This window comes from Herpetosiphon llansteffanensis (assembly GCF_003205875.1).
Classification (GTDB): domain Bacteria; phylum Chloroflexota; class Chloroflexia; order Chloroflexales; family Herpetosiphonaceae; genus Herpetosiphon; species Herpetosiphon llansteffanensis.
In genome coordinates, this window is record NZ_PUBZ01000094.1 from 42,633 (window position 1) to 64,824 (window position 22,192).

Annotated in this window: 15 protein-coding genes; 7 read left to right on the forward strand and 8 right to left on the reverse strand. The window is 52.2% G+C overall.

Annotated elements, in window-relative coordinates; all coding sequences use genetic code 11:
* The first annotated feature begins 145 nt into the window (after positions 1–145).
* The 7 genes from C5S61_RS12895 (at position 146) to typA (ending at position 7,847) form a co-directional block, all read left to right on the forward strand.
* A complete protein-coding gene (locus C5S61_RS12895) occupies positions 146–826 on the forward strand; it encodes a hypothetical protein (protein WP_110515457.1) in 681 nt (226 codons plus the stop codon).
* Positions 827–875: 49 nt separating this feature from the next.
* Positions 876–1,331, forward strand: coding sequence for a hypothetical protein (locus C5S61_RS12900; RefSeq protein ID WP_110515458.1), 456 nt, complete (start codon positions 876–878; stop codon positions 1,329–1,331).
* Between the two features lie 362 nt (positions 1,332–1,693).
* Positions 1,694–3,091 (forward strand): dihydrolipoyl dehydrogenase, encoded by a 1,398-nt coding sequence (gene lpdA / locus C5S61_RS12910; protein WP_110515460.1) that lies wholly within the window; start codon positions 1,694–1,696, stop codon positions 3,089–3,091.
* Between the two features lie 94 nt (positions 3,092–3,185).
* Positions 3,186–4,286, forward strand: a complete 1,101-nt coding sequence (locus C5S61_RS12915) for a glycosyltransferase (RefSeq protein WP_110515461.1) — start codon at positions 3,186–3,188, stop codon at positions 4,284–4,286.
* A gap of 22 nt (positions 4,287–4,308) precedes the next feature.
* Positions 4,309–4,815 carry a GNAT family N-acetyltransferase gene (locus C5S61_RS12920; protein WP_110515462.1) on the forward strand — a complete coding sequence of 169 codons (507 nt, stop codon included), beginning with the start codon at positions 4,309–4,311 and terminating at the stop codon, positions 4,813–4,815.
* 406 nt (positions 4,816–5,221) lie between these two features.
* Complete coding sequence (locus tag C5S61_RS12925) at positions 5,222–5,728, forward strand: restriction endonuclease (protein ID WP_110515463.1); 507 nt, start codon at positions 5,222–5,224, stop codon at positions 5,726–5,728.
* 295 nt (positions 5,729–6,023) lie between these two features.
* The gene (gene typA / locus C5S61_RS12930) at positions 6,024–7,847 is read left to right on the forward strand and encodes a translational GTPase TypA (protein ID WP_110515464.1); all 1,824 of its coding nucleotides are present in this window, start codon (positions 6,024–6,026) and stop codon (positions 7,845–7,847) included.
* Positions 7,848–7,929: 82 nt separating this feature from the next.
* Here typA and C5S61_RS12935 read toward each other — a convergent pair whose 3' ends face one another.
* The 8 genes from C5S61_RS12935 to C5S61_RS12970 form a co-directional block, all read right to left on the reverse strand.
* Entirely contained in the window at positions 7,930–9,870 is a 1,941-nt protein-coding gene (locus C5S61_RS12935) for a protein kinase domain-containing protein (RefSeq protein ID WP_164689427.1), read from the reverse strand.
* A 153-nt stretch (positions 9,871–10,023) separates the two neighbouring features.
* Positions 10,024–11,946, reverse strand: a complete 1,923-nt coding sequence (locus C5S61_RS12940; RefSeq protein ID WP_124033426.1) for a protein kinase domain-containing protein — start codon at positions 11,944–11,946, stop codon at positions 10,024–10,026.
* A 96-nt stretch (positions 11,947–12,042) separates the two neighbouring features.
* On the reverse strand, positions 12,043–13,365 hold the full coding sequence (locus tag C5S61_RS12945) for a glycosyltransferase family 87 protein (protein ID WP_110515467.1): 1,323 nt from the start codon (positions 13,363–13,365) through the stop codon (positions 12,043–12,045).
* 111 nt (positions 13,366–13,476) lie between these two features.
* On the reverse strand, positions 13,477–15,609 hold the full coding sequence (locus C5S61_RS12950) for a protein kinase domain-containing protein (RefSeq protein WP_110515468.1): 2,133 nt from the start codon (positions 15,607–15,609) through the stop codon (positions 13,477–13,479).
* A gap of 15 nt (positions 15,610–15,624) precedes the next feature.
* On the reverse strand, positions 15,625–16,515 hold the full coding sequence (locus C5S61_RS27430; protein WP_110515469.1) for a double zinc ribbon domain-containing protein: 891 nt from the start codon (positions 16,513–16,515) through the stop codon (positions 15,625–15,627).
* A gap of 72 nt (positions 16,516–16,587) precedes the next feature.
* Positions 16,588–17,682: a histidinol-phosphate transaminase gene (hisC, locus tag C5S61_RS12960; protein WP_110515470.1), complete on the reverse strand. Its 1,095-nt coding sequence runs from the start codon at positions 17,680–17,682 to the stop codon at positions 16,588–16,590.
* 78 nt (positions 17,683–17,760) lie between these two features.
* Positions 17,761–18,552: an inositol monophosphatase family protein gene (locus tag C5S61_RS12965; protein WP_110515471.1), complete on the reverse strand. Its 792-nt coding sequence runs from the start codon at positions 18,550–18,552 to the stop codon at positions 17,761–17,763.
* Between the two features lie 86 nt (positions 18,553–18,638).
* The gene (locus tag C5S61_RS12970; RefSeq protein ID WP_110515472.1) at positions 18,639–21,875 is read right to left on the reverse strand and encodes a hypothetical protein; all 3,237 of its coding nucleotides are present in this window, start codon (positions 21,873–21,875) and stop codon (positions 18,639–18,641) included.
* Positions 21,876–22,192 lie beyond the last annotated feature (317 nt).

Below are 22,192 nucleotides of genomic sequence, written 5' to 3' on the forward strand. Positions count from 1 at the left end.
CGATATTTTGGGTTGTTACACATTTGTTACACAAATACTACTTCAAGCTGATCATTGCTTATTATAATTATTTGGTATCACTTGGCTGATGGTTCTTTAATTGAAGGAAGGTATATGAAAAAAAATACGCTTATTCGCTGTTCTGTTGACATTAATTGTCGGATTTTCAAACTACGCATCTATCTTTGCAGAAGAGAATATTCATAAAAGTATTATCGAAAAATCTTCTGACCAGTTAACTGACGATGAGTTGATAACATTTGTAAATCTGGCTATTGTAAATCAAATAACCGTTGAAGATGTCCAAAAAAGGCTTAATGATCTATCTCAAGAACAACGTAAATTCATCGATAATGCGATTAATATGGTGGTTATGAATGCCAAAAAGAATACACCAGAAAATATCGAGACTGGTTTACAGAATGATCATATCATACGCCAAAATAATAACGGAACCAATGCGATCCAAGCATGTGATCCAACAGCACAACAACAGGGATTTTGTTGGAGACAATTGATTCAATATTTTCAAGCATATACATCTGTTGAGGATAAAGCTCCTTCATGGCGTAATTGGTATGCAACTATTTGTGATAATGATGCAAATGATCTTGATCTTGTATTGTACTTTGATATTACCTCTGTCGATCCTGACAAACTTCGATGGTCAACATCCAGTGTTGGAATTTATCTAATTTCAAGCAATGGGCAGAATGGATTTAACTTTGATAATTGGGGTGCACATATGTGTATTGAAACCCGTATTACCGCTGTTTATTCAGAGGCTACTGTAGCAGCCAATATCCGAATGCATCGTAATCCATAGGCGTTTTATCACATATTCCCGGACATTTTCTAGAAATTAGGATGAATAAATGTATACAGTACCAATTAATAACAAGCCCAAAAAACCACCATTTTCCAGTCAGTCACTGCTCACACTGCTCTGCAAGTCCAGTGGGATAATTTCGATTTTCTGTGCTATCAGTTTGACTGTATGGCTTGTGAGCATTAATAATGATATGAATTATCGAAATATGTTTGTATTGATGATCTTCTGTTGGCGAATTGTTTGGAAAACCCTCCTTTTTACGTTGCTTTCATGGGGCATTATAGCGCTTGGGGTATCCAGAAATCGCCACATATTTCTTAAAAAAACCGCCTTTGGCATGTATGGGTTAATCTTGTTAATTGGAATTGGGTTTAATGTAGTCTTTTTCATCCTTGACAACGATCCTACTCGATATATTGGAACAGTATTGCTTCCAATGGCGCTCCAGCTACTTATGCTGATTATTGCACCATATCGGTATTTTGATGTGCATGGGTAATTAGGCTACTGGCTACTGGCTATAGGTGTTTATTCCCGATAGCCAGTAGCCATAATTTATCTGCGTGATATGCAAAGACCCGCAGTTTCTTGAGCCACGAATTGCCCGAATGATGATTCTGTTGGGCCATATGACTGAATGCTAGACCCTGATCCCTGAATCCTGATCCCTCTTTCCCTCTGCGTTGAAATCTAGACCCTGATCGCTGAATCCTGATCCCTGTGTGCTTTTGCCTTCTGACTTTTGCCTTCTGCTTTTTGACTTCATCCCTCATCCTTCATCCTTCATACTTCGGTTGCTCTGTGCCTGTGCTATCATAGACAATGGACAAAACGTCTACCATACGGAGGATTGATATTTCAATGGCTCAATATGATGTTGTGATTATTGGTTCAGGGCCTGGCGGCGAAGTTGCTGCCTTGCGTGCTGTCCAATTGGGCTTAAAAGTCGCTGTCGTCGAAAAAGAACAAGTCGGCGGTGTCTGTTTAAATATTGGCTGTATTCCCACCAAATCGCTGTTGCACTGCGCCGACGTGCTGGAAGAAACCAAAGAAGGCAAGAAGTTTGGCGTAATCACTGGCGAGGTTTCGTTCGATCTCAAAGGTGCCATGGGCCACAAAGAAAAAGTGGTCAAAACTATGCGCACCGGCCTCGAAGGCTTATTCAAAAAGAAAAAAATCGATCTCTATCGCGGTTTTGGCCGCTTGGCAGGCACCAACAACGTTGCAGTTAAAGGCGATGATGGCAATGAAACAATCATCGAAACCAAAAACGTGATTTTGGCGGTTGGCTCAACTCCACGCGCTTTGCCATTTGCCCCATTCGATGAGCAACGCATCGTTTCTAGCACTGGCGCGTTGAGCTTGCCCGAAGTGCCAAAACATTTGGTGGTTATCGGCGGCGGGATCATCGGCTGCGAATTTGCCTCGATGTATCGCACCTTTGGCGCACAAGTCAGCATTATCGAAATGTTGCCCCGAATTGTTGCCACCGAAGATGAAGAAATTTCGGCAGAATTGGCCAAAGCCTTCACCAAACGCGGCATCAAGCTCTACACTGGCTCGAAAACCAAGGCCGTCAACAAACGCGCCGATGGCGCAAGCGTGATTTTTGAAGGCCCAGACGGCAAAGAACAAACTTTGGAAGCAGATTATGTGTTGATTGGCACGGGCCGCGCACCATTGACCAAAAATCTTGGCCTCGAAGAGGTTGGCGTAACCACCGACGAACGCGGCTATATTCCGGTCAACGCTACCATGCAAACCAACATTGCCAACATCTATGCAATTGGCGATGTTGTGCCAACGCCATGGCTAGCCCACGTTGCCTCAGCAGAAGGCGTAATTGCAGTTGAGCATATCGCTGGCCATCACACCAACCCAATCAACTACGACATTATTCCAAGCTGTGTCTATTGCTCGCCAGAAGTTGCCCACGTTGGCTTAACCGAAGCCCAAGCCAAAGATCGCGGCTACAACGTCAAAGTTGGCAAGTTCCCATTTGCTGCGGTTGGCAAAGCGACGGCCATTGGCAATCGCGATGGCTTTGTCAAAATCGTCGCCGATGCTGAGTATGGCGAGATTCTTGGCTTCCACCTGATTGGGCCACGCGTGACCGAATTGGTTGCCGAGGGCGGCTTGGCCTTGAGCCACGAAGCTACGGTCGAATCGTTGTTAGCCACGATTCACGCCCACCCAACCTTGTACGAAGCGATGCACGAAGCTGGCCATGCGCTGCTCGATGGCACACTCCACCTCTAAATTAAACTTCGCTGAATCAGCACCCACAGGACACGAAGCGCCAATAGTCGGGCTTTGTGTCCTGTGCAATTATCAAGGCCTTGTTTGGGTTGCCATGAAAATTCTAATTATTTCCAAAGCGCTGACCGCCGCCACCTATCACCGCAAGCTCGAATTGATTGCGGCTGAGCCAGATGTTGAATTAACCGCGATTGTGCCGCCAATGTGGTTTGAGCCTGGTGTTGGCGAATATCCGCTGGAGCTGCAAACAGCGAGCAATTATCGCATGCACGTCGTGCCGCTTGGCCACAACGGCCATCATCATACCTTTTGGTGGCAGGGCTTGGGCAAATTAATTGCTGCTGAGCAACCAGATATTCTGCACGCCGATGAAGAAGCGTTCAATCTCGCCACATTCCAAGCATTTTGGCATGCGCGCAAAACCAAGGCCAAGCTCTGTTTTTATAATTGGGCAGATGTGGCGCGGCGTTATCCACCGCCATTTAGTTTCTTCGAGCGCTACAGCTATCGCCATGCAGCCCATGCGATTGCTGGCAATCACTTGGCCAAGCAACTCATTCGCGATCATGGCTATACTGGCCCAATCAGCGTGATTCCGCAATTTGGCGTTGATGAAACGATTTTTACGCCTGCACCAGAGCCATTACCAAAAGATCCGTTTGTGGTGGGCTTTTTTGGGCGTTTGATGCGCTCCAAAGGCGTGCTCGATTTGCTCGATGCGCTCGAACAGTTGCCCGCCAACATTCATTGTCGCCTAATTGGCAAGGGCGATTTAAGCGCCGAGGTCGAACAGCGCATCAATAAAGCGCCGCTGACTGGGCGGGTCACGCTTGAGCCATTAATTCCATCGAGCGCTATGCCCGATGCCATGCGCAGCGTGCATGCCTATGTGTTGCCATCGCGCACAACTCCCAATTGGAAAGAACAATTTGGGCGGGTGTTGATCGAGGCAATGGCCTGTGGCGTGCCAGTGATTGGCTCGAATTCTGGCGAAATTCCGCATGTAATTGATACGGCGGGCTTGGTATTTCCCGAAGGCGATGTAGCTGCCTTGGCTGAGGCAATTCACAAACTTTATAGCGATGAAACCTATCGCCAAACCATCGCCGCTGCTGGCCGCCAACGCGCCTTGAGCCACTATACCCAGGCTAGCATCGCCCAGCAACACTTGGCGGTGTATCGCTCGATGGGCTAATAACCACAAAAGAGAGAGTGCTATGCAAACAATTCACACCGCTCGTTTAGTCATTCGCCAGTTTACGTTGGCCGATGGCCCATTTGTTATGCAGTTAGTCAATCAACCGTCGTGGCTCCAATGGATTGGCAACCGCAATGTGCACACCTTGAATGATGCAGAAACCTACATCAGCAGCGGCCCCATGACCATGTATCAACGCTATGGAGTTGGCTTGTGTGGCGTGGAATTAGCTGGCACGTTGATTGGCATGGCAGGCTTGATCAAACGTACCCCAGAAGCCGAAATTGACCTTGGCTACGCCTTTTTGCCTGAATACTGGGGCAAGGGCTATGCAAGCGAAGTTGCGCAAGCCCTCTTGACGTATGCAATCACAACCCTCAAACTGCCGCGCATTATTGCCACTACTCATCTTGAAAACCAACAATCAATCAAAGTCCTCGAACGGATTGGTATGCGCTTCGAGGCAATTATTGGCGAAGGCGAGCAGCAATTACGCTTATTTGGCTACAACCAACCAAGAACATAGCGCATAGACCATAGAACATAGCATTTGGGGATCAGGGTCTAGGGGTCAGGGTTCAGGCACTTGATTATGGGAACAATAATCCAATCAATCTGTGGCATCTGTGGCTACAACACCCGAAGAACATAGAGCATAGACCATACAGTTTGATGATCACAATTGGCGGGCAGCGTTTAACCACAAAAGCCAAGAGAGCTGAAAATCGTAGGCATCAAGTGAGAATTAAATACAAAAGACAAATGGACGCTTCTTGGTCGATAGGAGGTGACGAAACCAACCTATCAACCAAGAAGCGTCCATCGCCTACTATACCACCGATTGTCACATTGATCAACTAATCAATGCCGCAATCGCCATTTTTGGGTGCAGGGTGGTAAATCACGTATCTTGTTTCAGCCAAGGAGTGAGGATGAATATATTTCCAGAATCATGGAATACGATTGGCCGCTGGCTGCTCATTATTTCAGCAGGAATTATTATCCTATCAATGATGGTCAGTGTACTCGAAAAATTTATTCGTCGCAGACGCTTATTACGTTCTGGCATGCTTGATGTTGATCGTATGACTGGGACACAATTTGAACATTTTCTTGGCGTAGTCTTTCGTCAATATGGCTACCAAATTGAGCATACAGGTAAAGCAGGCGATTATGGCGCGGATTTAGTGATCAAAAAAGACCAAACTCGCACGATCATCCAAGCCAAACGCTACAGCAAAAATGTTGGTGTTAAGGCGATTCAAGAAGCGGTCGCCGCCAAAAAAATGTACAACTGCCAAGGCGCAATCGTGATAACCAATAGCCACTACACTAGGCAAGCCCAGATTTTAGCCAAAGCCAACGAGGTTGTATTGTGGGATCGTGAACGCTTACTGAAGGTTCTGCTGCAAATCAAACAACATACAAATCAGACTTAGAACTGATAGCAAAGCAAGTGGTTAGCGGTATGCTTATTGCAGGAAAAAAAGGTGCTGCCTACTTTGGTGTTGGAGACATGAAGGTAGGTCTGGGCGGTCGCGGAGAGCCGTTCGGGCGGCGGGCTGGGTTAGCCCGCCGAGTTTATTTCACCGATTGGCACGGGTTGTGTTGTTGTAATCACAGTATCGCAACCAGACCTTGCGAACGAATTAACGAAACAACGTGTGGTACAATAGCCATGCTGACGTTTGAATGAGCTACCTCGGCCCGTGTGGTCGAGGTTTTTGGTGTGTTATGCAACGAACTGATTTACGCAATATCGCAATTATTGCCCACGTTGACCACGGCAAGACGACCTTGGTTGATGCCATGTTGAAGCAAAGTCGGATTTTCCGTGAAAACCAACAAGTCGCTGAACGGGTGATGGACTCCAACGCCATCGAACGCGAACGTGGGATCACGATTATGGCCAAAAATACCGCTGTTGAATACAATGGCGTGCGGATTAATATCGTCGATACTCCCGGCCACGCCGATTTCGGCGGCGAAGTCGAGCGGGTTTTGAACATGGTCGATGGCGTGTTGCTGTTGGTCGATGCGGTTGAAGGCCCTATGCCCCAAACCAAGTTCGTGCTGCGCAAAGCTCTCGAACAAGGCCATCGCGCAATTGTTGTCGTCAATAAGGTCGATCGCCCAAGCGCTCGCCCAAATTATGCCGTCAATGAAACCTTCGATTTGTTTATCGATTTGGGCGCAACCGAAGAACAAGCCGAATTCCCAATTGTTTATGCAAGCGGGATGGCCGGCACCGCTGGCCACGACCCCCACGCAATGCAAGATTCGTTGATTCCGTTATTTGAAACGATTTTGCAATATGTGCCAGCGCCTGATGTTGATGCCAATGGCCCGCCTCAATTGCTGGTCACTGCAACAATGTACGATGATTACAAGGGCAAAATCATCATTGGCCGCTTGAACAGCGGCACAATTCGCAAAGGCCAAGCGGTTGCCCACATCCCCGCCGGCAAAGACCCCAAGCCAGCCAAGGTGGTGCAAGTGTTCACCCACTATGGCATGGATCGGGTCGAAGTCGAAGAAATCACCGCTGGCGATATTGTCGCCATGACTGGGATTAACGATGCAGGTATTGGCGATACGATTGCCGACAAAGATAACCCGGTTGCCTTGCCGCCAATCAAGGTCGAAGAACCAACCGTTCAGATGACCTTCGGCGTGAATACCAGCCCCTTCAGCGGGCGCGAAGGCAAATTGGTAACCTCACGGAAGATTCGCGAACGCTTGTATGGCGAAACCGAGCGCGACGTGGCTTTGAAGGTCGAAGATACCGACAACGCCGATACCTTCCGCGTCAGCGGTCGGGGCGAGTTGCACTTGGCAATTTTGATCGAAAATATGCGCCGCGAAGGCTACGAGTTCCAAGTTTCCAAAGCAGAAGTAATTTATAAAGATGTTGATGGCACCCGCCACGAGCCATATGAATTGGTCGAAATCGAAGTTGATTCCGATTATCAAGGCTCAGTGGTCGAATTGATGGGCTTGCGCCGTGGCACCATGCGCGACATGAGTGTCAACGATTCAGGCTCAGTGCAATTCGTCTATCACGTGCCAACCCGTGGTTTGTTGGGTTTCCGCCAACAATTGCTCACCGCTACCCGCGGCACAGGCATTATGAACAGCTTGTTTGCTGGCTATCAACCCTACGCTGGCGATGTGCAAACCCGCCAATTTGGTTCGTTGATTGCTTGGGAACAAGGCGTGACCAGCAGCTACGGCTTATCGAGCGCCCAAGAACGCGGCCAGTTGTTCGTTGGCTCAGGGGTCGATGTCTACGAAGGTATGATCATTGGTCAACACATTCGTGACGAAGACCTCGAAGTCAATGCATGTAAGAAAAAGCAACTGACCAATATGCGTTCATCTGGTGCCGACGATGCCTTGCGCCTCGACGTACCACGCAACATGTCGCTCGACGATTGTATTGAATACCTCGCCGACGATGAATTGCTCGAAGTAACTCCGCTGCATTTCCGCCTTCGCAAGCGTATCCTCAACACCGACGAACGCCGCCGCGATCGCAAATGGGCCAAAAACCGCTAAATGAAGCGCAAACTCCCTTGTCCAATAAGCTGGACAAGGGAGTTTTTGTTTGCTTGGATCGACCGCTGAGGAAATTTCTGCCTTAGCGTGGACCCCAACCAAGCCCAAATTTATTCGCATCAGAAATGGTAAAGGGTTGCGCAGGCCCGCCCTCGGTCGAGACTACCCACAAATTGAAGCGCGGACGATTATTTTGCAGATCGTCGGGCATGCCCCACTTGGCCAAAAAGACAATCCATTTGCCATCTGGCGACCAGCGCGGCTGGGTTACGCCGCCAATGCTCTTGGTCAGCGGATGTGGATTCGAACCATCGGCGTTCATCACCCAAATTTGGCGCGTGATTGTGCGCTGACTATCGCCAGCAACATAAGCGATTTGCTTGCCATCAGGCGACCATTCGGCGTAATGTTCATCACGATCGCGGGTTGGGTTGATAATTTTTAGCTCGCTGCCGTCTGGCTGAATAATCGCCAAGCCCAATTGCTCGATATTCTCGACAATATCGCGGCTGGTGAACACGATGCCTTGCTCGCCCCAGGTTGGCATTGTGCCCCACATTTTGCTGACTTGCTGGCCTTCAGCTTGGTCAAGCCGTTGGATGTAGATCGTTGAGCTATTTTCCTTCAAATCGTCCAAGCGGCGGTGAGCATAGACCACACTTTGGCCATCGGGCGACCAACTAGGGTATTCGCAACGTCCAGCATCGTTGGTAATGCGCCGTTGATTGCTGCCATCAACATCCATCACATAGACTTGCTCGCGGCCATCACGCTCGGAAGTAAAGGCGATTTGTTTGCCATCAGGCGAAACCACGCCACCATAATTTGCGCCTAGCGTGGTCAATTGCTGTGGCTCGCCGCCCATCGCCGGAATCCGATAGATTTGATACTCGCCATCTTTGGCCCGCATGCCAACAAAGAAATAGCCAGTCAGGCCAGCAACCAAGGGCTGTACCGTTGAGGTTGGCGCAGGAGTGCTGGTTGGCGCAGGCGTGCTGGTTGGCGCAGGCGTTGGCGTGAGCAACGGGGCAGAAGTGGCACTATTATTTAACAACGCAGGAAAATAGATTTGCGAATTGCGCGCAGCTTCAGCAGCATTTTGTTGCCGCACGAGGCTCCAAATTGTGGCGCTAAACCCGCCCAAACTCAGGCTGCCAACTAAGCCAAGCCCAAGCCAATGTCGCCACGTGCGCGGCTGAATCAAGGGTTTGGTGCGAATGATCGGCAATTTAGGGCTGGCTGGCTGAATCGAACGCCAAGCGGTCATTAATTCTAGGGCCAATTGGCCAGCAGATTGCTGCCGTTGCTCTGGCTCCAAGGCCAAACCGCGCAATAACGGCTGATCCAACACGCTTGGCAGGCTGGGCCGCAAGGCGGAAGGTGCTGGCAAGGCTTCGCCAATTAAGCGGGCTGGCGCAGCCAACGGCGCACGACCAGTCAACAAAGCATAAATCGTTGCCGCCAAGGCATAAATATCCGAGCGTGCATCAGTTTGGCCGCGATATTGCTCTGGCGGCGAATAGCCAGCGGTTACGGCGCGCCGCAAACCCAAACTCGAAACCTTGAGATCACGCGCAATGCCAAAATCAATCAGCACCAAACGCCCATCAGGTGTAAGTTTAACGTTCGATGGCTTAATATCGCGGTGCAGCACTGGTTGCGGCAGCGTGTGAATATATTGGACGGCGGTGCATAGTTGTTGCGCCCATTCGACAACCCGCTTGGGTGCAATGCCATCGTGCTCGGTTGCCAACAAAACATTGAGATCTACGCCTTCGATGTAATCCATCACGACACAGGCGTGGCCTTCGTGCACAAAGTGATCGCGAATTCGTGGCAATGATGGATGCGCCAGCCCAGCCAAAATCGTGGCCTCTGCTTCCAGCATCTCAGCAACTTCTGACTCGGCAGCAATACTTTGTTTAACTGCGCAAAGCCCACCGATTTGTTTATCGTAGGCGAGCCAGACGGTAGCAAAACCACCTTTACCAAGTTGTTCTACAAAGCGATAACGTTCACGCATAATCAGTATTGAAGAGCATAGAACATAGAGCATAGAACATACAAATTATGATTCAAACTCTAAGCCAATAGCCAATAGAATAGCCTTATCTTCGCGCTCTTCGTGCTCTTCGTGGTTTCGTTTCTTTTGCCCTTGAAAGCTATTATACTCGCATTACCATGAAGGCCAGCGATCGTGGCGCGTGCCATCGGAGAGCGCTTCGACCTTGCCGGTCTCAAGATTTTGCAGATAGATGCCCCAATGTTCGTTGCGATAGCTCTCGAAAGCCAAGTAGCGACCATCGGGCGACCAGCGCGGCCAGCGATTTTTGCCATTGCCAAGCGTGGTTAGCTCGCGTGGCTCGCCGCCGCTGGTTGGCACGGTATAAATTTTAGTGCGGCTATCGTTATCGCCTGTCATAAAGGCGATCGTTTGGCCATCGGGCGACCAATCGGCCCAAAAGGCACTATCATCGACGCTGGCCAACAAATATTGCTTGTTGCTGGCCAAATCAAGCACCACAATTTCATATAAATCGCTGGTTTGGCTATGAAAAGCCAGCTTGCTGCCATCAGGCGACCAGGCGGGGCCGCCTTGCCAGCCACCTTCAGCAGTCACGCGCTGCACATTCGAGCCATCTGCATCCATAATATAAATATCAAAACTGTTGTTATTACTGCGGTCGCGGTCGCTCTCAAAGGCGATTTTGCTGCCATCAGGCGACCAACGAGGGGCACGGCTTTCGCCTGGAGCCGAGGTCAATTGCTGCTCATCGCTGCCATCGGCATTAATCGTAAAAACCTGTTCAAGCCCATCAACGCCATGCGAATAGGCCACTCGGCCATCGCTACGGCGACGCGAGGCAATGGCATTATCATCGTGATGCGGCACAACCGCGCTCACATTGCCCGATGGAATATCCAAACTGAGCAGATTGTATGCGCCGCTATTGCCTTCACGCGAAGAAATAATCAAATCGCCAGCAGCGCTATCGGGCAAATTGCTGAGTTGGGTTGGCACGAGCGGCGTTTGCAGTTGATTAGATCGATTCAGATACCACCAGCCTGCGCCACCGCCAAACACCAGTAGCAACAACAGCACCCATGGCCAAACCCGCGCTTTGCGCTGGTTGATGACAGGCTGCGGCGTTGCCTGAATTGGCCGTGGAGTTACGCTGGCATGCTCATAACTTTGTTGCTGTTGAACTTGTGGATTGACCCGCGTTGGCGCTTCGGCTCCGCGATAGGGCGCAGCTTGCGGCAAAATCGCAAACGGATCAGCAATTGGCACAATCGGCAGATCGCGAATTTGCTCTAATTCAGCACGTACAACCGCCGCCGAAGCAGGCCGTTCATCAATGTGCAACGAGGTTAATTGGGTAATCAAGCCATCGAGGGCTGGCGAAACCCAATCGACACTTTGGCTGACTGGTGGCAAACGCAGGCCACTGGTCACGCGCTCGTTGGTCAACAGCACATACATCGTTGAGCCAAGGCTATACAAATCGGAGCGTGGCTCAGTTTGGCCGCCATATTGCTCAGGCGGGGCATAGCCAGGCGTGCCAATTTGAATCGTATCTTGATGCTGGCCCTCTTTGAAGCGCCGCACAATCCCAAAATCGATCAAAATAACTTTGCCTTCTGGCGTGCGCATAATGTTGGCTGGCTTAAGATCGCGAAAAATCAGCGGCGGACGTTGGTTGTGCAAATATTCCAGCACATTACATAACTCAATCGCCCAATCGACGACTTGTTGCTCGCCGAACGGGCCGTTGAGTCGTTTTTGCAAGGCCGCCAACGATTCGCCTGGCACATAGCCCATCACCAACATCCAACCATCGTCGACAGCAAAATAATCGAGCACTGGCGCGAGGTTGGGGTGGCTCAAACTGGCCAAGGTATGCGCTTCTTGCTGAAACAAATGGGCCAACGAATCACGTTCTTCTGGGCGCATATGAGCCGTAGCAAAATATTTGATCGCCACATTGCGCTGCCCCAAGCGACCATCGGTGGCCAAAAAGACCGCTCCAAAGCCACCACTGCCCAAGGGCCGCACAATCGTATAGCGCTCTTGAATAATTGTGCCACTTTTCAACATGCCAATTGCCTCACCACAATCCACTTAACCATAACATTGCTATTATAGTCGATTCATTGGGCAAAATATAGCTTATGTGCTGAGGTGTGAGAGAACTTAATCCTGAATAGAAGCCGTTGCTGGCTGATAGCGCATCAGCAACCACCATACAATCAACGCGCCACAAAGGCCAAAGCCCAAAAAGAGCGGTGTGGCAGCTATGTTGAGCAAAAAGCGCCAATAGCGCTCGAGCACAATCAAACCATAGCTCGCCAACAAACCAATAATCAAATAGGGTTTTTGCTTTGGCGCAAGCTGTTGATAGCGCTGCAGCAGCCATGCCAATGGAATCAGCAGCAACACCAAATAATGGCTATGCACCACTGGCAACAGCAAGAGGGTCAAGATGATGATCAAGCCATAATCAAACCACAAACTTGCTGGCGTTGAAGCGCTGCGCCAACGCCGCACAATGCTGCGCCCTGATAAAAATGCAATTGTTGCCGCCAAGCCAGCCGCCAAAAGCTTGCCTAATAAGGGCGCTTCGATTACTGGTTTGAGCGTTAGTTCAACTAAATTACTGGCGCTGAGGTAGGCATAACGATAGGTGTGCTCAGTAAACAGGCGCTCGAAAACTGGCCAAATCGATTGATCGGCGGCATTGGCCGGGCCGTGTAAACTTGGCAACACATCAGTAAAGAAATGCTGGGTCGTTGCCCAACCGCCGCCAGCAAAAATACCTAGCAGCATTGCACCCGCCACCCCCAGTAACACCCCAAGGCTCGCAAAATAGCGCCGATGCAGCAGAAAAATCAACCCAAAAGCCAACGGATACACTTTGATCACCGCTGCAACGCCAATCAATGCGCCCGCCAAAAGATCGCTGCCATTGCTTGGTTTGGCACGCAACAACAGGGCTAAGGCACAGGTCAATAACGCCAACAGCAGCATATTAACTTGGCCCAGCAGCAGCGTATCGTAAAACGGTGGGGCTAGCAGCAACAGCCCTAAACCAAGCAATCGCTGTTGCCAAGCAAGCTGCGCCAAACGGCCAAGCAGCCACCACATTCCAACAAACAGCCCAATATTGCCCAAAAACCAGATCGTTTTGGCTTGAGCAAACGGCAAGCTAGCCAATGGCCGCAACACTGCTGCAAAAAATGGCGGATAAATATACAACGGATGCGCCATGTGCTGGCCATCAATCGTCGCGGCCCGTTGCATCGCCGCACCATCGTAGAGGGTTTCGTGCTGGTTCAAGGCCCGTGCAGCCACATAATAGGCCGCAAAATCATAATGATCGGGGACGCGAATTAAGCTTGGCAACACGCGCACAAACCCAACTGCTGCCAAGGCCAAACCCAATAATCCGAGCATTACATAGATGATATACGGTCGAGCCAACCAACGCCGCCAATGTGTTCGCAAGCCTTGCGCCATCAGAATCTCCCTAGCAATTAAACCAAATTGCCAGAGAGTGTACCACGCAACTGCTTAAACAAAAAAAGCCTCTCGTCCAATGCAGGAACGAGAGGCCACAATGCTGCGTGGTTACGGCTCTTCGCGCAAATCAACGCTGAGAATATTCAGCACCGTCCACGGTGCGCCAATTGCGGTGCGGCTTGGGTTGCCAAACCACAGCACTTTTGGTTGCGCCCCGATTTTCTCAGTAAACAGGGTATTGCCATCGAGAATAAAGGTTTGCTCGCCATTACGCTGCTGAATAATTAAGCTATGCTCAGTTGTATCAATTTGGCCGTTGGTATAGGGCAAACGAATATCTTTAACCTCAGCATCGGCAGTTTGGTCGCGATGGAATTCGACAATCAGGCCTTGATTTTCGTCCTGCCAAATGCCGCTCCAGCTACTGCCCGCCCGATCAGTTTCGCCACACGGTGTAGCCATAGCATCGGCCAGCATAAAACCAGTGCCCAAGGCCGTTACATCGGAATAGCGGAAGGTGATGTTGAGCGTAAAGTTGTTGGCAGGAAAGAGCGTATCGGTAATCGTGCGCACGACTGGATAGCAGTTGGCATTGGTTGCAGCCAGTTGCAATTCGCCATTATTCAGGTTAATGCTGCCATCACGGGTTTCGCTCGCCCACAAGCGTGGGTCAAGCGTGCTGCCATTGAAGGTATCGCCAACAATCTGGCCAACTGGGGTGGCGGTTGGCGTTGGTGGCAAGGCGGTTGCGGTTGGTTGGGCCACGGCAGTAGCAGTTGCCACCGCAACCGTGGTTTGTTGCACATCTGCGGTGACGGTTGCATCAAGAAAAATCTTAATTCGGTCGCGCCGCGCTTGGGTATCTTTGTAGGTTGGGTCTTGGCGCAAAATTTCGTCGTATTCGCTCAACGCTAAGCCATATTGGCCGGTTTCTTCGTAGGCTGTGCCCCGCTGATAGCGTGCTTCTAAATCATCGTTAAAGGCAGCTTCGGTTGCCACAGTAAAGGTTCGAATCGCATCAGCAGTAGCTCGCGGCACATCGAGGGTTGGAATTTGGGTTGCAGGCGGAATTGCCGCCAATGCGGTAGCAGTTTTTGCACTATCGCTCAGCAAAATCCCTTCATCACGCGTAACCGTTGGCAAGCCATTGTTGGCAATTTCGGTTGCATTAACAAAAGCGTTGCCCTTAGGCTTGAAAATAAACCATGCCCCAGCCAACAAGGCTAAGCCAATAAACACACCCAGCACAATCAAGCCTGTGCGATTGTTGCTTTCAGCTGGGCGTTGCGGCAAGGCCGAGGGCGCTGGGCCAAGATCGCGGTCGGGCAAGAGCAATTGTTCGAGCATCGCCTGATCATATTGCGAAGTTGTGCCACGACCTGGTGGTACTGGGATTGGCGAACTTTCCGAGGGCACGTAGCGTTGGGTTGGGCCATCGGCGGGCGTGCTGGGCAAAATCGAGGGCGTAAAGCCAATCACTGGCAAATCGCCAGCTGATTCTTGGGTGCTGCTGGTTTGGCTCAAGGCCACCACAAATTGCTCAATAGTGGCAAAGCGTTGCTGTGGCTGTTGGCTGAGGGCTTTGACAATCGCGCTCGAAACCGCTGGCGAAAGATCTGGTCGCCGCACATCGGGCGGCGCAAAGGCCATCAACGGTTGGGTGTTGGGATCAGTTCCGGTCAGCAAATGGTGCAGCGTCGCGCCCAAAGCATAAATATCTGAGGCTGGGGTAGCGTTTGCACCGCTCCAAATTTCTGGTGCTGAATAGCGCGAACCAGCATTTTTTGGGCAGCCTGCTGGAAAACCGCCAAGCAATTTAATGCGGCGGCCATCTTGCAGCACAATATTTTGCGGCTGAATATCGCCATGCACAAAGCCTTGGCTATGCAAATAGCGCAAGCCTTCGGCAATTTGCTTGGCCCACGCCAGCACCACACCTTCGCGCAAACGCGGCCCGAGCGCCACATCGGCCAAAGTTTGGCCACGCGGATACTCAAGCACCAAATAGCGCTGGCCATGCTCCTCAAACAGATCATAGACCGAAGGCAGCGCAGCTTGGTTTAACTGCGCCAAACGCTGCAACGAAGCTGGATCTAAAACACCATCATTGAGTTGGCGTAAGGCAACTTCGCGCCCTGCCATCTTGCCATCGACCGCCAAGTACATCACGCCGCATTCATCGCGAAACAGCTCGTTGCGTACTTGGTAGCGTCCTTGTTGAAACATGGCCTGTCCACTCATAGCTGCTACATCACGCTAGCGTTGCCATTGCAACACACATCGGCCAAAACGAATTTCATCGCCAACATTCAAATTGACAATTTGGCGAGCTTGCAAGCGTTGTTTATTGACGGTTGTGCCGTTGGTGCTATCGAGATCTTCAAGTTGCACCACGCCTGCCCGCACAAAAATTCGGGCATGGCGGCGGCCAACGCCATCAGCCAAGCCATTGTGCGGATTCAAATCAATATCGGGATAGTTATTCGAAACTGCATCTTCACGGCCAACCACAATATCGGCTTTGGCTGGCAGATTAATGCGCGTGCCAGCCGCTGTTACCAGCACAAACCCCGCCAACGATTGAATGCCAACCGGAGCAGCGGCAACTGGTGCGGCAACTGGCGGCTTGGCTGGAACTGCTGGTGGCGGCGTATAAACTGGCGCGGCAGGAACCACTGGCGCAGCCTGCACTGGCGGCGTATAGCTTGGTTGCGGCGCGGGAGCAACTGGGCGGGCTGCTGGAGCGGCGGCAGGTGCGCCAGCCAACAACGAAGCCCCACAATTATCGCAAAATGCCTCGCCAGGAATAACCGCCGCCCGACAGCTTGGGCAGGTTGGGCTGGCGGCGTTGGCAATCGGCTGCGGTGCAGGATAGGTTGGCTGGGGCGCTGGCTGCACACTTGGCGCAACAGGCGCGGGAGTAACAGGCACGGCAGCAGTTGCCGCAACATTCAGCGGCGTACCACATTCATCGCAAAACGCCTCGCCAGCAGTGGCAATATGCTTACAGGTTGGGCATTGAATGCCGCCAGCAACGGCTTGGGGTGGGGTTACTGCTGCCGCCACGGTTGGCAAACGATGCCCACACATTTCGCAAAATAAGGCCCCTGTTTGGTTGGTCGCATTACAGACAGGACAAGCAATCATACAACGATCACTCCACAATCATGAAACTCTGTGGCAACGATAGCACGCCGCGTTCCTTGATGTCAATGCAATTTAGCGATAACCCAAATCGGCTAACGCTGCAAGCAAGGCATCATGATGTTCTGGCAGGCCAATACTCACCCGAATACAATTGGCTAGCTCTTGGTTGCGATAGTAGCGTAGCAAAATTCCCCGCTTGGCAAGCTCGGCTTTAAGCTGCGCAGCATCGCCACGCTCAACGCGGCACAAGATAAAATTTGCCTGCGATGGGAACGGCGTTAGGCCATCGATTGCTTGCAGCGCGGCGAATAAACGCTCGCGTTCAGCCACCATAACCTTGGCGCGCGCATTCAGTGCCTCAGTTTCGGCCAACGATTGCAAAACCGCTACTTCTGCCGCCACATTGGTGTTGTAGGGTTGCTTGATTTTCCACAAGTGGGTAATCAACCACTCTGGAATCAGGCCATAGCCCAAGCGCAAACCAGCTAAACCAGCCCATTTGGAAAAGGTGCGTAAAACTACCAGATTGGGATAGTGGCCAACCAAATCGGCAACACTTCCCGAACTAAACTCGGCGTAGGCTTCGTCCAACACGAGCATTGTTGGCAATTCCAATAGGCGTAGGACGTGTTCGCGTGCCAAAAGGTTGCCCGTTGGATTGTTGGGCGAGGGCAAAAAGACCATTTTGGCCTGATGCTCAAGCACTGCGTCGGCCACTGCTTCAATATCCACATCGAAGTTGGCATCACGCGGCACAGCCACAAAACGCCCACCAACAACTCCGGTGTTAAAGCTATACATGCCGAAGGTTGGCGGGCAGGCAATCACCACATCATTGGGCTGCACCAGCACCCGCATCAACAAATCGATAATTTCATCCGAGCCATTGCCACACAAAATCCGTTCAATCGGCTGGCCAATAAATGGGCTAATTGCCCGCCGCAAACGGGTTTGGTCGGGGTCAGGATAAATTGCATAAAACGGGTGATCGCGCAGCGCTTCGGCAACGCTGGGTGCTGGCCCGTAGGGATTTTCATTGGCATCAAGTTTAATAATTTGCTCAATCGGAATGCCCAATTGTTCGCTGAGCACATCGAATGGTTGAATTGGCGTATAGGCTTCCAGCGCCGCAATATCAGGCCGCACAAACTTGGTTACATCAGCCATCAGTTGGTTCCTTCGCTGAGGTGGCTTAATCGGGCCTATGATACCATGCCACGATCAACGCTGTTGCTTGGATGCTGATTAAATTGCGCCGTTGGCAAGGTCGATCATGCCGCGCATCGTTGCATAATTATCGTTGCTGGCAGCAAATAACGGCTCGTTGGCCGAAGAGCCTTCGTAGAAACGCTGCCAATCGAATGGCCCGCCAGAAAAGGTCGATAATTTGCCGCCAGCCCGCTCCAGAATTGGCCATGCGCCTGCAATATCCCACAAACTGGCGTTGCCCAAAATTGCGGCGCAAGCGCGACTGCTCGCCACATAGCACACATTGGCGGCGGTGCTGCCCAGCGAGCGGGTTTTGCCTGGATAGCTAATGTTATAGCGCCAATGAGCATTCGATGGCACCGCCATCCATGCTTGGCTATCGAGAAAATCAGGGTTTTCGGCATGAATTGCTTGGCCATTTAAGGTTGCAGGCCCAGTCAAGCCTGCCAAATAACATTCGTCGAGCACCGGCAAATAGACGCAGCCAGCAGCAGGGTAGCCATCGACCAGCAAGCCAATCGAGACACACCAGACTGGCAGGCGTTTGACAAACGAGCCAGTGCCATCAATTGGATCAAGCACCCAAATCCGGCCATTGCTGCTGGCATGGCCGCCGCCTTCTTCGCCCATAATCAGATCATCAGGAAAAGCCTGGGCAATTTGTTGACGCAGCATCTGTTCGATATTCTCATCGACCTCGGTAACCCACGAATTATCTGCTTTGCGGCGGGGCGCGGCAGCAGCATAATCCTGAAAAATCTCAAGTGCATACGCACCTGCTTGGCGTGCCCAGCTTTCCATCAATTGGGCTTCGTCGTGTGATTGCATTGTTGTATCCTTTATTCGCGACCAACAAAGCTACCGCGATCAGCACAATGCTGGTCACGGTAGTGGCTTCGTTGTCACAGCTTTAATTATTCGTCGTCGTCTGCTTGAATCTCAGGGCGCACGATGCGCACAGCATTGACCGCTGGATCAACGCGGAGATCACCTAGCTCTGGAAATTGTACCAGCAATAGTTCGCGTCCATCGCGAATGCGCGTTTTTTGCACCACGCCCTCGCCATAGGGCACGCAATGCACCCGATCGCCTTGCTTGAAGCGTGATTCGCTTGGCTCAGCGTCGTAATTGGCACTATTTGGCCGCGTAATTGGTTGCGCAACCCGCGCCTCAGCTTCGCGCTGCTCCCGCAAACGGCGAGCTTTTTCGAGCATGGCCTGTGGATCGGCATTGGTTTCCACGGGCTTGGCTGGTTGCTCATTGCGCTGATATGGCCGCGCTGATTGCTCGGCAAGGTTTGGCTGAATGGGCCGTTGCTCGCGTTGCGCTGGCCGCTGATTGGGCTGGCTTTCACGTGTCATGGGCTTGGTCGGCTGATCGTTGCGCTGATACGGACGCTGATTTGGTTGTTGCTCACGCTGATTTGGCGATTGATTGGGCTGCGTTTCGCGGGGCATAGGTTTGGTCGGCTGATCGTTGCGCTGGTATGGGCGAGCTGGTTGTTGCTCACGTTGCGCTGGCCGCTGATTGGGCTGCGTTTCGCGCTGCGCAGGCCGTTGATTCGGCTGCGTTTCACGTTGCACTGGCCGCGAAATTGGGCGTTGCGCCGCAGGTTTTTCCTGGGGATTACGCTGTTGAAACGGTGGCCGCTCGTAAGCTGGCGGTTCGTTTGGCGCTGGCACAACCACCGAACCACGTTCTGGTGGCAACTGATTGCTTGGCGCAGCAGCTTTGGGCTGGACCAACGGTTGGGTCGAACGCTGGGCCTCATTGCGCCCAACGCTGGCCTTGCGGCGCGGCGGACGGGTCACATTTGGCTTGGCCTTTTCTGGCGCTGGCGGTGCTGGCGGTGCTTCGTTGCGGACCGCTGGGCGTTGATTGGTAATTGGTTTGCTTGCTGGCGGTTGTTGTGCTGCCAAGCGCATCGGTTGCGCTGGCAAGGCTGGTTGGCTTGGCAAAGGAGCGGTTGGGCGCTTGACAGCCTCGCCTTGTTTGGGCAACGAGCGGGGCAGCGCAAAAACATTACCTCGTCCGCGTCGGCGCGCATTCAACTCGTTCGTGCTAATTACCATCGATTGGCGGCTGGCTCGTTCGACACGTGGCGGCGCGATTTGAGCTGGTTCTGGCGGCATATCAGCCCGCAATGGCGCTGCCAGCGGCACCAAAATCTTTTCGAGCCAACGCAACTCGGCCTGCGCATAACTGGCATAGATTGGATCTTTGCTCAGAGTGCGCGCCGCCAAGCCAGCCAAATGTAGCCAGGCTTCAAATTGGCTATACAACTGCTCGACGATGCCGCGCCCGCCAGGCTGCGCTTCAACCAAATACAGCTGTTGTTCGCTCAGGCAAGCAACCATGGCATCTGGTTGGCAACGCAGCAATAATGGCAGCACCCCAAGCAGAATTTCGCCCAAGCCTGCCCCCGCTTCTGGTGCAGCAAGCCACAAGGCCGGAGCATTCCACTGCAATTGAATCGGTGGCTCGAACGGCACGCGCCGCATACTGCCATCATCTGCAAGGCTGCGCCGCGCCACAATTTCCTCAGTTACGACCACGCGGCCAATCGTCAGTTCGATCTCTGCGCGTGCGCCATCCAACGGGCGTTGGCCAAATTGCTCGCGCACCGAGACGCTACAACGATGTTCGGCCAAGGTTGGCGCTGCATCTTGCAAGCGCATACCCAACGAACCATCATCGTTCCAGCCAACCACGCGCCCGCCAAGCACGCTCGCGCCGCTAAACAAACGCCGCTCAACGGTCACCGAATCGAGTTCGGCCAAAAATGTGCCTTCGTGATCGACGATCTGCACTGGCACATCGCTAATTGTGGTGGGATGCAGCGTTGCGTAAATATCGCTGCGCTGCTGCAAATTGGCAACTGGTTGCCAGGTTGGGCTATCGGGCAGTTGCGCCAACTGATTGCGCTGAGTCAGGCGCTCGACTAAATCGCTCACTTCCCATGCGCTAATTTCGCTTTGCTGTAGCGGACGCTCTTCGGCGGCACAGCGCAAATGGCTGCTGCTAATGTAGTTATTTTGGGTGGCGATAGGCAAGGCTGGCGGCAGGTTGGGCGTGAGCAAAGCAGGTTGGGCCAACGCAGTTTGCGCCGCAATCGATTGATCGGTTACCAAGACAACTGCGCGATGGCCACTCGCCAACAAACTTGGCAGGCTGGTTGCATTTACGCCGCCCAGCATCACCAACACATGAGCTGGAGCCGCTGCCCATGGTACTAAACTTAATCCTTGGGCTGCGCCGCGTTGGGCCAAAATTGCCCGTTCTAGGCTATCGGGGGCATCAAGCTGGACGCTTAAGCCTGCTTGGCGCAAGGCGAGGGCCAATTTTAGCGCTGCATCGACTGGCTGCGCGCCACCATTCCACAATGCCCAAGTCAAGGGAATGCGCGCGGTATTGGCATAGACCAGCGGCGGCAGATGATCAAACACCCGCGCCAACAATTCATCAATTTCGGCGACTGGCGCTAAACTCGCGTAGAGCGTCAATGGTCGGGCGCGTGGGCGCAAGCGTTCAACCCGCCGCAACAACCAACGACAATGGCCAAAGCTAGTGCTATTGGCTTGATCAAAGGCTGGCAGCACAATTCCATTCAACTGTGGCCACATATTCGACCAACCGCGATGATGGGTGCGCAACATTCGTTGATGTAAGGTGGTGGGAGTGGTTAAAATTAAGCGCGGCGGGCTATGCGGTGGGCGAGTGCTTTGCTCAACCACAAGGTGCGGGAAACCGCCGCCCAGCAAAGCATCGATATTATTGGCAGTTTGCGCCAAATCGTGCAAGCTAGCAGCATCGGGCGCGAGTAACAACAAACTGCCTTGATTGGCGCTGATATGCTCGGCGGCTAAGAGCAACAAACAGGCTGGGCCAAGCGGTGCAGGCGCAACCAAGGCCAAGCCCAAACCACGGCGCACAGTTGCCAAAGCCTCTGCTTGCCAAGGCCAGCCAGTCTCGCCCAACAAAGCCCGCCATGCCACCGCCAATTCAGGAGCCAACGGCAACGGCTGGGTACTGGCATCGGGCAAGGCTAATTCACCACTGCGCAACAAGGGCGAGCGGCTGCTTTGGGCGAAACGTTGGGCAATTTGCTGCAATACGTCGCCGATTGGCGTTGAGGCAGACGATATACTCATAGCTCTATTTTAACATGATCCTAGCCAATTGAGCGAGGGGTATTTAGGCCGATTTTAGGTCTTTAATCTTCCCTCACCCCAACCCCTCTCCCGTGGCGCGGGCGAGGGGCTTTAGCCGTGGTTTCCCCGCCATTTTTGGGTACAAACTGGTCGGCTCCCCCTCGCCCGCGTTCAGTGGGAGAGGGGGTTGCTTTCAAGGGTAGGTAGTTCGGGGAGGAAACGACAAACGGCAGAGAATTCGCGTATACTGGACGTGTCAGCACCCATGTCTACGAGGAATTCTATGCCGTTCCATGCTAGTTTAGCCGATTGGGAAG

Excerpts from the sequence above, each read along its gene's own strand:
- C5S61_RS12900 (WP_110515458.1), top strand. The coding sequence starts at position 876 with ATGTATACAGTACCAATTAATAACAAGCCCAAAAAACCACCATTTTCC.
- lpdA (WP_110515460.1), top strand. The coding sequence starts at position 1,694 with ATGGCTCAATATGATGTTGTGATTATTGGTTCAGGGCCTGGCGGCGAA.
- C5S61_RS12915 (WP_110515461.1), top strand. The coding sequence starts at position 3,186 with ATGAAAATTCTAATTATTTCCAAAGCGCTGACCGCCGCCACCTATCAC.
- C5S61_RS12920 (WP_110515462.1), top strand. The coding sequence starts at position 4,309 with ATGCAAACAATTCACACCGCTCGTTTAGTCATTCGCCAGTTTACGTTG.
- C5S61_RS12925 (WP_110515463.1), top strand. The coding sequence starts at position 5,222 with ATGAATATATTTCCAGAATCATGGAATACGATTGGCCGCTGGCTGCTC.
- typA (WP_110515464.1), top strand. The coding sequence starts at position 6,024 with ATGCAACGAACTGATTTACGCAATATCGCAATTATTGCCCACGTTGAC.
- C5S61_RS12935 (WP_164689427.1), bottom strand. The coding sequence starts at position 9,870 with ATGCGTGAACGTTATCGCTTTGTAGAACAACTTGGTAAAGGTGGTTTT.
- C5S61_RS12940 (WP_124033426.1), bottom strand. The coding sequence starts at position 11,946 with ATGTTGAAAAGTGGCACAATTATTCAAGAGCGCTATACGATTGTGCGG.
- C5S61_RS12945 (WP_110515467.1), bottom strand. The coding sequence starts at position 13,365 with ATGGCGCAAGGCTTGCGAACACATTGGCGGCGTTGGTTGGCTCGACCG.
- C5S61_RS12950 (WP_110515468.1), bottom strand. The coding sequence starts at position 15,609 with ATGAGTGGACAGGCCATGTTTCAACAAGGACGCTACCAAGTACGCAAC.
- C5S61_RS27430 (WP_110515469.1), bottom strand. The coding sequence starts at position 16,515 with ATGATTGCTTGTCCTGTCTGTAATGCGACCAACCAAACAGGGGCCTTA.
- hisC (WP_110515470.1), bottom strand. The coding sequence starts at position 17,682 with ATGGCTGATGTAACCAAGTTTGTGCGGCCTGATATTGCGGCGCTGGAA.
- C5S61_RS12965 (WP_110515471.1), bottom strand. The coding sequence starts at position 18,552 with ATGCAATCACACGACGAAGCCCAATTGATGGAAAGCTGGGCACGCCAA.
- C5S61_RS12970 (WP_110515472.1), bottom strand. The coding sequence starts at position 21,875 with ATGAGTATATCGTCTGCCTCAACGCCAATCGGCGACGTATTGCAGCAA.